This is a genomic window from Euzebyella marina (assembly GCF_014855515.1).
GTDB lineage: Bacteria > Bacteroidota > Bacteroidia > Flavobacteriales > Flavobacteriaceae > Euzebyella > Euzebyella marina.
In genome coordinates this window covers 1854561-1866634 of the sequence record NZ_JACYFK010000001.1, presented here as the reverse complement: position 1 = coordinate 1866634, position 12074 = coordinate 1854561, and the positions used below count along the sequence as shown (strand labels likewise).

10 protein-coding genes are annotated in these 12074 nt (G+C 40.7%); 3 read left to right on the top strand and 7 right to left on the bottom strand.

Annotation, left to right across the window (positions count from 1 at the left end; genetic code table 11):
* Nucleotides 1-108 precede the first annotated feature (108 nt).
* The 3 genes from gcvP to IL356_RS07570 all read left to right on the top strand — a co-directional run bounded on the left by gcvP (nt 109) and on the right by IL356_RS07570 (nt 4518).
* Nucleotides 109-2961, top strand: coding sequence for an aminomethyl-transferring glycine dehydrogenase (gcvP, locus tag IL356_RS07580; protein WP_121850788.1), 2853 nt, complete (start codon nt 109-111; stop codon nt 2959-2961).
* 132 nt (nt 2962-3093) lie between these two features.
* Complete coding sequence (locus IL356_RS07575) at nt 3094-3621, top strand: methyltransferase domain-containing protein (protein ID WP_121850046.1); 528 nt, start codon at nt 3094-3096, stop codon at nt 3619-3621.
* Nucleotides 3622-3663: 42 nt separating this feature from the next.
* Nucleotides 3664-4518: a glycosyltransferase family 2 protein gene (locus IL356_RS07570; RefSeq protein WP_121850047.1), complete on the top strand. Its 855-nt coding sequence runs from the start codon at nt 3664-3666 to the stop codon at nt 4516-4518.
* Between the two features lie 49 nt (nt 4519-4567).
* On the opposite strand, the gene IL356_RS07565 is transcribed toward IL356_RS07570, so the two are convergent.
* The 7 genes from IL356_RS07565 to IL356_RS07535 form a co-directional block, all read right to left on the bottom strand.
* Complete coding sequence (locus IL356_RS07565; RefSeq protein ID WP_121850048.1) at nt 4568-5077, bottom strand: OmpH family outer membrane protein; 510 nt, start codon at nt 5075-5077, stop codon at nt 4568-4570.
* A 119-nt stretch (nt 5078-5196) separates the two neighbouring features.
* Nucleotides 5197-6030 (bottom strand): OmpH family outer membrane protein, encoded by an 834-nt coding sequence (locus tag IL356_RS07560; RefSeq protein ID WP_121850049.1) that lies wholly within the window; start codon nt 6028-6030, stop codon nt 5197-5199.
* Nucleotides 6031-6119: 89 nt separating this feature from the next.
* The gene (gene bamA, locus IL356_RS07555; RefSeq protein WP_121850050.1) at nt 6120-8732 is read right to left on the bottom strand and encodes an outer membrane protein assembly factor BamA; all 2613 of its coding nucleotides are present in this window, start codon (nt 8730-8732) and stop codon (nt 6120-6122) included.
* A 4-nt stretch (nt 8733-8736) separates the two neighbouring features.
* A complete protein-coding gene (locus IL356_RS07550; protein WP_121850789.1) occupies nt 8737-9480 on the bottom strand; it encodes an isoprenyl transferase in 744 nt (247 codons plus the stop codon).
* Between the two features lie 51 nt (nt 9481-9531).
* On the bottom strand, nt 9532-10230 hold the full coding sequence (gene porG, locus IL356_RS07545) for a type IX secretion system protein PorG (RefSeq protein ID WP_121850051.1): 699 nt from the start codon (nt 10228-10230) through the stop codon (nt 9532-9534).
* Between the two features lie 151 nt (nt 10231-10381).
* On the bottom strand, nt 10382-11263 hold the full coding sequence (locus IL356_RS07540) for an NAD kinase (protein ID WP_121850052.1): 882 nt from the start codon (nt 11261-11263) through the stop codon (nt 10382-10384).
* A 103-nt stretch (nt 11264-11366) separates the two neighbouring features.
* Nucleotides 11367-12023, bottom strand: a complete 657-nt coding sequence (locus tag IL356_RS07535) for a CBS domain-containing protein (RefSeq protein WP_121850053.1) — start codon at nt 12021-12023, stop codon at nt 11367-11369.
* Nucleotides 12024-12074 lie beyond the last annotated feature (51 nt).

Here is a 12074-nt window from a genome sequence, read left to right as displayed (position 1 = left end):
AGTGTTCATAACCTTGGTTTTCGGTTAAAAACTTTATGGGCTATAATCGTCAAATGGCACAAATTCATGCAATTTATACCTAGTTTTGCACATCTTTTATCACAAGCTATGAAGACAGATATTTTTGCGTCAAGACACATCGGAATCAAGGAAAGAGACCTTGAACATATGTTGAAAACGGTAGGTACCGAAACCTTGGATGAATTGATTTATGAGACTCTTCCTGATGATATTCGTTTGAAGAAACCATTAGGTCTCAATTCGCCCATGAGCGAACATAAATTTCTTGCCCACATGCAAGAGCTATCTGAGAAAAATAAGTTATTTAGAAGTTATATCGGCCTTGGATACCACGAAAGCCTCACCCCTTCGGTAATCAAGAGAAATATTCTTGAGAACCCAGGTTGGTATACTGCATACACCCCGTACCAAGCTGAAATTGCCCAAGGACGCTTGGAAGCTTTGCTGAATTTTCAAACCGTAGTAAGTGACCTTACCGGAATGCCTTTGGCCAATGCCTCTCTTTTAGATGAAAGTACTGCGGCCGCTGAAGCTATGACAATGCTTTTTGATGTACGCAGCCGTGAGCAGAAAAAAAATAACGTTAACAAGTTCTTTGTTTCCGAAGAAGTACTGCCCCAAACCTTGGCGTTGCTCGAAACCCGCTCTAAACCTTTGGGAATTATACTTGAAGTCGGTAATCACGAAGAATTTGAGTTTAACGGAGAATATTACGGTGCGATTTTACAATATCCCGGAAAATTCGGAAGGTTAACCGACCTCTTCCCCTTTATATCAAGAGCAAAAGACCACGAAATCAAAGTTGCTGTAGCCGCCGACCTTTTAAGTCTAACCCTTTTAACCCCTCCGGGTGAAGCAGGTGCCGACGTGGTGGTGGGCACCACACAACGTTTTGGCATTCCCTTGGGATACGGCGGTCCGCATGCCGCCTATTTCGCCACTAAGGAAGAATACAAAAGAAATATACCCGGGCGAATTATCGGCGTCACTAAAGATATTGATGGCAAGCCTGCTTTACGAATGGCCCTTCAAACCAGGGAACAGCACATAAAACGTGATAAGGCCACTTCAAACATTTGTACGGCCCAAGTTCTCTTGGCGGTTATGGCCGGTATGTACGCAGTTTATCATGGCCCTAAGGGCCTTCGTTATATTGGCAAAAAAGTTCATTCAACGGCAAAAACACTATCAAACGAACTTGAAAAGCTAGGGCTAGAGCAGACCAATGATTTCTTCTTTGATACCGTTAGTGTTAAAATCGACACTAAAAAGCTTAGACCGATTGCCGAGCAAAACGAGGTCAACTTTTGGTATGTTGATGAAGAATCGGTTTCTATTGCTGTAAATGAGGCAACTTCCATCAATGATGTCAATCAAATTTTAGGAATTTTCGCGAAGACCTTAAACAAAGATTTTAGTCCCATTACTGGTCTATCGGGCGAAAATGCAATACCGGAATCTTTGCAGCGCAGCTCAAGCTATCTAGACAACAGCGTTTTCAACTCTTACCACTCTGAGACTGAACTTATGCGCTATATCAAGAAATTAGAGCGTAAAGACCTTTCTCTCAACCACTCGATGATTTCTCTCGGCAGTTGTACAATGAAATTAAATGCCGCCTCAGAAATGCTTCCTTTGAGTATGCCAAGATGGGCCAACATTCACCCTTTTGTTCCTGTAGATCAGGCGGAAGGTTATCAAACCATTCTTAAAGAATTAGAAAATGATCTTTCGACAATTACAGGTTTTGCGGCAACGTCGTTACAACCAAATTCTGGTGCCCAAGGTGAGTATGCAGGTTTGATGGCCATTAGGGCTTACCATGAGTCAAATAACGAAGGGCATAGAAACATTTGCTTGATTCCTTCTTCCGCACACGGCACCAATCCGGCCTCGGCAGTGATGGCCGGTATGCAGGTAGTCGTAACCAAAACAGATGAGAGGGGTAATATTGATGTAGAAGACCTTCAGGCCAAGGTAGAAAAACATAGTGATCATCTGGCCGCCTTAATGGTTACCTATCCATCGACACATGGTGTTTTTGAATCTTCCATCAAACAAATTACCCAGATGATTCATGACCACGGAGGTCAGGTTTATATGGATGGTGCCAATATGAATGCCCAGGTGGGTCTTACCAACCCGGCAACGATTGGTGCCGATGTTTGTCATCTCAATCTACACAAAACCTTTGCTATACCGCACGGCGGCGGCGGACCCGGTGTCGGTCCTATCTGCGTAGCAGAACAACTGGCACCATTTTTACCCGGTAACCCATTGATTAAAAGTGGCGGAGAAAAAGCCATTAAAGCCATTTCAGCCGCTCCCTGGGGCAGTTCATTGGTTTGTTTGATTTCCTACGGATATATTAAAATGCTAGGAGAGTCAGGACTAAGACACTCAACGGAAATCGCCATTTTAAATGCGAACTATATTAAAAATAGGTTGAGCGGCAAGTTCGAAGTTCTCTATACAGGAGAAAGAGGTCGTGCGGCCCATGAGATGATTGTCGATTGCAGACCTTTCAAAAAGAATGGAATTGAAGTTGTTGATATAGCCAAAAGATTGATGGACTACGGTTTTCACGCACCTACCGTATCATTTCCGGTGGCAGGAACTATTATGATTGAGCCTACAGAGAGTGAAAGCCTATCAGAACTGGACAGATTCTGTAATGCAATGCTTTCGATTAGAGAAGAGATAGATGCATCATCTTCCGACGATACTGATAACTTATTGAAAAACGCGCCACATACCTTAGACTTGGTGACCGATGACGAATGGCCTTATGGGTACAGTAGAAAACAGGCCGCCTACCCATTAGATTACTTAAAGGATAATAAGTTTTGGCCGACCGTTCGAAGAGTAGACGATGCATATGGTGACCGTAATTTGATATGTACTTGCGCGCCAATAGAAGCGTATGCAGAAGCAGAATAAATTCAAGGGAATTGCACCATAACGGTTGGTAACTAAAAATAGGTCGTTTTAAGATTTACGCCCCATGTTATTATATTTGAAATTTATCTTATTGAACAACACCTAGGTAATCAAAAGTTGAATCTTTAATCGATGTACGAGAACTCATACCCAAGCAAACGCTTTCAAAATACGTTATCCTTTCTAAAAAAGCATATTAGCACTGATGAATCCGTACTCGATTTAGGAGTGAAAAATCCCTTTTCGGAAATTATGGTTAAGGAAGGTTATCAGGTTGAAAACACGCAAGGAGAGGATTTGGACTTAGTGTTTGATTCCGTATTAAATTCAGCCTCTGAGGTAGTTACGGCCTTCGAGATTTTTGAACATCTCTTGGCACCGTTTAATGTACTTCGTGAAATAAAGGCAAAAAAGTTAGTGGCGAGCATTCCCCTCAAATTATGGTTTTCACCTGCCTATCGGTCTAAAACCGATGTTTGGGACAGGCATTACCATGAGTTTGAAGACTGGCAGTTCGATTGGCTATTGGAAAAAGCGGGGTGGGAAATAAAGGCTCGTGAAAAATGGACCAATCCAGTAAAAAAAATAGGCCTTCGCCCCTTATTGAGAAGTTTTACCCCTCGCTATTACATCGTATACGCCGAAAAGAAAGAAAGCTAACATATCATGTTGCTATCTTATAGCAACCTACAATGCCAAGTAATGAGATATTACATAGTAATACCGGCTCACAACGAAGAAGACTTTTTAAATGATACCCTAACCTCGGTATTAAGACAATCTCTTTTGCCATCTCAAGTCGTACTTGTCAATGATAATTCTACGGACAGCACTGAGCAGATTATTGATCAGTTCATAGAGCTTAGCCCCATTTTTCAAAAACTCAATACACAATCATCTAACGAGCATATGCCTGGAAGCAAGGTGGTAAATGCTTTTCAAAAGGGACTAGCCTTCTTGGATGATGATTATGATTTTATAGTAAAGTTAGATGCCGATGTCATTCTTCCCGACAATTACTTTGAGAAAATTGCTTACATATTCAAGGGGCAACCAAATGTGGGTATTGCCGGTGGCTTTGTTTATGAGCAAGATGCCAACGGAAAATGGGCATTGAACCACCCGATGGATAAAAAACATGTGAGGGGAGCTTTTAAAGCCTATTCTAAATCTTGCTATAAAGCTATTGGCGGGCTGCGCTGTGCTATGGGATGGGATACCGTAGATGAGTTGTTGGCCGCTTTTCACGGTTTCGAAGTATATACGGATGATTATCTTAAAGTGAAGCATTTAAGGCCTACTGGCGGGGCGTACAATGCTAAAGCGAAACTACTACAGGGCAAAGCGATGTACACCATGCGCTACGGCCTGGCCATTAGCCTTATCGCCTCCTTAAAAATGGCCTTGAAACAAAGGAAGCCTCAAGCCGTCATGGATAATCTGTATGGCTATCTGGAAGCACAGAAAGAGAAAAAACCATTTTTGGTAACTGAGAAAGAAGGAAAGTTCATCAGACAATTGAGATGGCAGAACATTAAAAAAAAATTAATCGGTTAACAAAAAAAGCCCGCTTAATAGCGGGCTTTTTTTAGGTATAGAGTTCCAATTAAATACCTAGTTCCTTTTTTACATCGGCCAAAAGATCCTTACCCTTAGCTACGATAAGTCCGCCTCCCGCTTGTGCATCGATTACATAATCAAAGCCTTGGGCGTTTGCAACCTTTTCAATGGCAGCTTTTGCTTTATCAGAAATTGGGGCAAACAATTCTTGTTGCTTCTTTTGAAGTTCTCTTTGTGCAGCTTGTTGGGCCTCACCTATATTCTTTTGAACCCCTTGAAGTTCTTGGGCTCTCTTTTCGTTTTCTTCTGGTGTCTTTGCAGATGCCTCATTTTCGTACTGTGTATACTTATTTCTAAGCTCTGTTACACTGCTTTCAATATCGGCGTTGTAAGTCTCGGAAAGTTTCTTGAGTTCAGCCTCAGCAGCTTTCATCTCCGGCATTGCGCTCAACAATTGAGTAACATCTATATGGGCCACTTTGCTTTGTGCGTTGACAAACCCGGTAAATGCTACAAACAATACAATAGCTACTGCTATTTTCTTTACGTTTTTCATGATACTGATTCTAGTTAAAATATTTGAGTGTTAATTTATGGTTATTTTACTTCTATATAAAATTCTCGACCTCTTGTTTACACAATCACTCAAAGTTGTGACAAACTGGGCATAAACTATTATTTATTCTCTGTACTATCTTCTTCGCCTTGCTGCTCTCTTTCTTCCAACTTGGCCTTTCTTTTGGCCTCTCTTTCCTCTAACAGCTTCTTACGTCTTTCTTCGTAAGCCTTCTTCCGCTCTTCTCGCAATTTCAGTTGCTCTGCGCGTCTTTCGTCCGCTGTTTTCTCCCTAGCTTCCTGTGCTTGAGCCGCTCTCTCTTGACGCTCTTTGAGAGCATCGCTTATTTCTTCTTCCTCTGGCTCGCCATCTTCAAAATCTTCGATTCTACTTCTGACCTCTTTCTTGGTCGGCTTGCTAACCCTTCTGGTTCGTGCAATGCCCCTCAAGACTAAATCGCTGATATCGTGCCGATTTTCGGAGTACAACATTACGACATCCGCAGATTTATCAAAAATAAAATCATACTTTTTATTCGCTCCGATCTTCTGAACCTCATTGAAGACTTGGTCTTGAATAGGCTGAATCAACTGCCTTTTCTGAAGCACCAAATCACCTTGCGGACCGAACCTGTTCTGCTGATACTCCACCGTCTCCTTTTCAAGAATCTGTATCTCTTCTTCTCTTTCGGAAATCAACTCATCGGTCAATAATACTCTTTCGGCCATCAAGTCTTTTTTCATCTGTTCGACCTGACTTTGCTTCTGTTCAACCTCGACCTTCCATTTTTCAACTTTATTGGCCAGTTGTTCGGTTGCCTCTCGGTATTCCTCTACGTTCTCCAAGATATATTCCATGTCAACGTAAGCAATTCTCACCCCTCTTTGGGCGTAAGTAATGGCTGAGAACAAGGTTACGGCCAGTACTAAAAGAACGTTTGATTTAGTTTTCATTACTTTAATCGTTTTATCCAGTAGAAAATATCGTGCCAAAATTACTAAAACTTTTAAAATGAATGTTTTAGCTATTTCACGATCTCATATTAAAACTGCTGGCCGATTATGAAGTGTGTTTGCCATCCGCTAGGTCCGTTGCCAATTGATGATGGTCTAAGGTCTTCATCAAACCCGTAACCAAAATCGATTCCCAATAAACCAAACGCCGGCATAAATATGCGTAGCCCCACTCCGGCCGATCGTTTTATTTGAAACGGATTAAACTCCTGAAAATTGTTGAAAGCATTACCTCCTTCTAAAAAAGCTAGCCCATAAATGGAAGCTGAAGGTTTTAAGGTCAATGGATATCGAAGTTCCAATGAAAATTTATTATAGATCAAACCACCTTCTTGGGTACCGGTCAATTCACTTACCGGGGTAATTGACTGGTTTTCATATCCCCTAAGCTGTACCACATCTCGACCATCTAAAGTAAAGTTACCTAAACCATCACCTCCTACAAAGAATCGCTCGAAAGGCACATCACCTACGTCATTATTGTAATTACCCAAGAATCCGAATTCCGCATTGGTGCGAAGAACCAAGTCACCGACCAAAGTAGTATACCAGTCACCCTTGAACTTTATCTTATAGTATTCAAGCCATCTAAATCGTTCTTGGTCGATCTGTTCCAGTTCTTGATTTTGAGCAGCGGTCAACCCACCTTGCTCAATTTCCAATTCGGCCAGCTCTTGGCTACGGTCACGAAGCGACTCAAAATCTTTATTACTGAACAATGAATAAGGTGGAGTCAACTTGGCAGTAATCTCGAAGTTAGAACCACCTCTAGGGAAAATTCTACCTCCCATAGTCGCATTCCTCGAAATACCTAAAGTGTATGCAAACGAATTTGACTTACCGTTACCGAAATTAAATAGACCTATATCGTAGTTATTAAATTCGTACAATTGATAACTAAGGGCATGGGAAACCGTAAAGAAGTCATCGGGCCATTGCACCCTTTTGGCCAATCCGGCGGTAATACCGGTAATGGCAAAACCTCTATCCTTATCGACTTCAATTCTACTTCTTGAAGAACTGGCATAATCGACACCAAATTGCTGGGTTCTTGAAAGGTTCAAGCTAAAGCGAACCGGCTTCTTACCCCCGAACCATGGCTCGGCAAAGTTTAAACTGTAAACCCTAAAAGTTCTACTGGCCTGAACCCTCATGGCAAAAGTTTGACCGTCACCCATAGGTACCGGCTTATACGCCTCACCATTTAGAATATTCTTTATGGAAAAGTTATTGAAAGATAGACCAAGCGTTCCAATAAATCCACCGCCACCGTAGCCACCTTGTAGTTCAATCTGACTTGACCCAGATTCTACCAAATTCCAATTGATGTCAACAGTACCTTCGTTAGGGTTCGCATTTAAAATATCCGGTTTGATTTGCTCCGCATCAAAATAACCCAGTTGCTGTAACTCTTGAATCGTTCGAATAATATTACTCTTGTCATATTTGTTACCAGGTCTTGTTCGCAGTTCTCGATAAATCACATGATCATTGGTACGGTCGTTACCAACCACTTCAACATGGTTTAAGTAGGTCTCCTTACCCTCAATAATTCGAATTTCGAAATTAATGGTGTCATTCTGGGCGGAAAGTTCTACCGGGTTAATAGTAGAGAACAAGTACCCATTGTTTTGATATAAGTTTGTTAAGTCTTCTGCATCAGGCTTTGAGTCATCAGCGATTCTTTTACGCAAAAGCACACCATTATAAGTATCTCCCTTTTTGATACCAAGGACAGAAGCTAACTGGCGATCGGTATATACCGTATTACCAACAAAGTCAATATCACCAAAATAGTACTTGTTACCTTCTTCAAGTTTAAACTTGATGTTGATATTATTTTCATCAACCTTGATTACGGAATCAGATATGATACGGGCATCGCGATAGCCTTTCTCGGCATACTTATCGGCTAAAAGGTCTAAATCGTTCTCATAATCTTCCTCAATGAATTTTGATTTTTTCCAGAAACGCCAAAACCTTTTTTCTTTGGTCTTTTTCATGGCCTTACGCAACTTTCTATCTGCAAGTTGCTCGTTACCATCGAAAATCATCTTTTTGATTTTCACCTTATCGCCCTTATCAACATTGATAACCATTTTTTGGGCATTGGTCTGAGCTGTATCGTTGGCCACCGCAATCGCTACTTTTGCATTTAAGTAGCCCTGCTTTTTATACTTATTCTCTAAATAGTTTTTAGTATTTGCAATTAAGCTCTCCGTTATTTTTTTCCCTTTTTTAAGGTCGGTATCTTTAACAATATCATCGACCTTTCTCTCTTTAATACCGTTAATCTTTATATCGGAAAGGGTTGGCCGTTCGGTAATTTCGAGCTCCAGAAAAACCTGATCATCTTTAATATCTACCAAATGAAACTGAATATCTTTAAACAGTTCAAGCCCCCAAAGTTTCTTGATAATTTCACTTAGTTCATCACCTGGCACAGTAATAGGCTGCCCCACACGAAGGCCTGTATAGGTTTTAACGGTTTGTTCGTTATAGCTTTGTAGTCCGGTAACTTCGAGCCCACCTAAAATATACCTTTTTCCATCGTCAAAAGAGAGCTCTTGAGCGCCGACTAAGGATGTAAAAAAAAGTAGTAGGAGAGTAATTACTGGTTCACTGGATATGAACCTCTTCATACCATTATTTGATAAGTTGTTCGCTGGTCTTTCCAAATCTTCGTTCTCTGTTCTGATAACTTTTAATGGCTTCTGCCAAATGCTTGCTGCTAAAATCGGGCCAATATACGTCAACAAAATATAATTCCGCATAGGCAATTTGCCAAAGCAAAAAATTGCTGATCCGATGCTCCCCACTGGTACGAATCAACAAGTCTACATCAGGCAAATCATGCGTGTAAAGATGAGTATTTATAATTGTTTCGTCAATATTTTCAATTGAAATTATATTATTTTTAACTTTGGAGCTTATCTGTTTTATCGACTTAATCATCTCTTGCCGAGACCCATAACTAAGGGCCAAGGTAAGCGTCATATGATCGTTATTCTTTGTTTTCTCCATCACCTCGTGAAGTTCTCTATAGGCCTTTTTGGGCAAAGATTCAATTTCGCCAATCGTATTCAAGCGAATATTGTTCGACATAAAGGTGTCAAGTTCTTTTTTGAGCGATGAAACCAAAAGTCTCATAAGGGTATCTACCTCTAACTTAGGGCGATTCCAGTTTTCGGTCGAAAACGTATACAGGGTTAGATATTTGATACCGATCTTGGCACTGTTCTCCACGGTTTGTCGAACGGCATTCACACCATTCTCATGACCGAATATTCTTCGCTTTCCTCTTTGCTTCGCCCAACGGCCATTGCCATCCATAATAACGGCAAGGTGCACAGGCAAATTTTGTTTGTCTATCTCATTGAGAACATCCATCATAATACGGTAAAACTATACTGGAAAGAAACCTACGCAAAAGCTAGCAACTTATTCAAAACAGTCCATACAAGGCTTTCTACCAAAGGTGTAAGTTAAGGTTAATCCTGAAAAAACATACCAATCATCGCTAAAAATGTTGCCGAACTGAAGGTCTCCCAATTGCTGACTCACATTTAGCTTGATCGGGTTGCTACCATCTAGATTATCAGTAAATGTATATCGCGCACCTATTTCGGCACCCAAAATCAAAAACTGGTTCAATCTTAGCTTAGCCCCAACGGTCATTGGAATTGCAAAGGAACCATCTTTTTGTGAAACACTCAACATTTCTCCCCCATCAAAGTAATCGTAGTCGTATCTAAAATACGTGAGACCTGTATATAAATAAGGAGTGAAAGCAGGGCCCAACTTATGAAGATTATATTCGACGAAGTTAAATTCTAACCCTGCCGAAGCCTCTAAAATAGAATTATCGGCGATATAACCACGCTGCTGTCTAGAAGGGTCGTTAGATTTTGAATCGTCGGCGGTAAACTTACCGTAGATAACGCTTGCTCGCCAGGCATACCTTTTAGCCTTATTCCACTTAAATAATCCACCGAAGGCTATATCAGAAGGAGCAATATAGGTAGTGCGCCCCACATCGCCAATATTATTGGCTCCACCAGCGAAAAGACCGATTTCGTATGTTTGGGAACTGGCCTTGCCAAAGGCAAAAAGCAATAAGACAATAAATAATCGCTTCATACTTAGAAATAGTTTGCGAATATAGCAATTGCCGTTAACTATCATATTCTATCGGTTGAACTTTAAACATACACCAATGAAAGTCCAGCATAGATTCATCAATGCTCTCACATGATAAACAGCGTTTGCAGTTATTTATTGCCCCGGAGGATCAATTGCGACGATCTTCGCCCCAAAGCAATTTATTCCTCAGCGTTTTCAAAAAGCTTTCAGACGCGAATTCAATCATTTTAACGGTAAACCCGGCTTTTCTTATCAGAATTTCCTTCCCGTTTTCTACCGATGCGATACGAGAATCCAGAGAAATCAAATGATGATGCTCTCTACCAGACACCCGTAAACGAATCTCTGTATCATCTGATATGACCAAGGGCCTTGCATTCAGGTTATGAGGTGCAATAGGGGTTAAAACCAACGATTTGGCCGTCGGTTCGATTACAGGCCCCCCACAACTTAGTGAGTAGCCAGTAGAACCTGTTGGTGTAGATATAATCAAACCGTCTGCCCAATAAGCAGTGAGATACTCGCCATTAAGATAGGTCTCTACCGTAATCATTGAAGTAGTGTCTTTTCTACTAATGGTGACCTCGTTGAGGGCAAAGTTCAAATCTGCGAATTCAGCAATATCCGATTCCTTCGCCACCTCGACCAAGCTACGCTCAACTATACTATAATCGCCCTTTACAAACTCTTGCACTACATTTTGAACCTCCTCTTTGTTAAAAGTTGACAAAAAGCCCAGTCGCCCTGTATTGACACCGACTATAGGTATGCCCAAATCTTTAACGAAAGTGGTAGCCCTTAAAATGGTGCCATCACCCCCAAGACTGATAAACATATCAAAGGTTTCATCTAAACCCTTATCATGCGAAAAAGTTTTACAATCGTCGATTAAAGAGGTTGATTTCAAGTAAGCGCACAAATCCTCTTCTATAACCACCTCTGCCCCATTTTTTTCAAGTTCGTTCAGCAGTTTCGATACGTATTCAGTCGTATCATCTTGAAACATTTGGCTATAAATGGCAACTTTCATGGGTTATCTTTATTAGTTCTCTGGCCCTTTTCTTGGGGCTAGGACAAAAATAAAGAATGGGAAATTGCTAAAGGATAGAAATACCTGTTTATTCAAGAAAAATTTAAACGTTCAGATATTTATCTAAATAATCGGAGCGCTCTTTTAAATCTTCCAAAAATTGGTCGTCGGCATTACCAAAAATAACAGTGTAGTTATATCTTCTAAATGTTTGAAGAATATCATTTAGATTAGTTGATGAAACCTTAATGGTGATTTGAATAACATCGTTTCGTGAATCGGTTATAAATGCCCCGATAACTTTGGTATTGTTACTCTCGACAATTTGCGCTATCTCACTAAAAGAATAATCTTTGAGGCCTTTTGCTACGACTATAATTCCGCCAGGTTCAGTAAAAAACGGGGTATCGATGAACACACTTACTATGTCAGTCAAATCATAATAGCCCTCTACCCGACCCTTATCGTCTAAAACCGGAACCAGATTGGCCTCGTTTCTTGCGAAGGTTTCCAAAACATCAAGCCATCCAGTTTCCTTTCGAACAAAGAAAGTATCGAGCTCATAGCGGTATTGATCAATTTGATCTTCACCATCGAAATTTTCGAGATCCTCTTCCCCCAGTAACCCTAGAAAAACATCATTTTCAACTACCGCAATGTGCGAGTGCGTACTTTCTTTAAAAAAAGCAATGACATCGGCTAGCGATTGTTCAACTTTAAAAGCGGGTATGTTTGTAAGAATGTGTGATTGAATCTGCATGGTTACGAGGTATTAGACGCAAAATACTAATTAAAAGTCTCAAAAGGTATG

What these genes read in the sequence shown, in the direction of transcription:
- IL356_RS07535 (WP_121850053.1), bottom strand. Translation starts at nt 12,023, where the DNA reads ATGCAGATTCAATCACACATTCTTACAAACATACCCGCTTTTAAAGTT.
- bamA (WP_121850050.1), bottom strand. Translation starts at nt 8,732, where the DNA reads ATGAAGAGGTTCATATCCAGTGAACCAGTAATTACTCTCCTACTACTT.
- IL356_RS07565 (WP_121850048.1), bottom strand. Translation starts at nt 5,077, where the DNA reads ATGAAAAACGTAAAGAAAATAGCAGTAGCTATTGTATTGTTTGTAGCA.
- porG (WP_121850051.1), bottom strand. Translation starts at nt 10,230, where the DNA reads ATGAAGCGATTATTTATTGTCTTATTGCTTTTTGCCTTTGGCAAGGCC.
- IL356_RS07570 (WP_121850047.1), top strand. Translation starts at nt 3,664, where the DNA reads ATGAGATATTACATAGTAATACCGGCTCACAACGAAGAAGACTTTTTA.
- IL356_RS07540 (WP_121850052.1), bottom strand. Translation starts at nt 11,263, where the DNA reads ATGAAAGTTGCCATTTATAGCCAAATGTTTCAAGATGATACGACTGAA.
- IL356_RS07550 (WP_121850789.1), bottom strand. Translation starts at nt 9,480, where the DNA reads ATGGATGTTCTCAATGAGATAGACAAACAAAATTTGCCTGTGCACCTT.
- IL356_RS07560 (WP_121850049.1), bottom strand. Translation starts at nt 6,030, where the DNA reads ATGAAAACTAAATCAAACGTTCTTTTAGTACTGGCCGTAACCTTGTTC.
- IL356_RS07575 (WP_121850046.1), top strand. Translation starts at nt 3,094, where the DNA reads ATGTACGAGAACTCATACCCAAGCAAACGCTTTCAAAATACGTTATCC.
- gcvP (WP_121850788.1), top strand. Translation starts at nt 109, where the DNA reads ATGAAGACAGATATTTTTGCGTCAAGACACATCGGAATCAAGGAAAGA.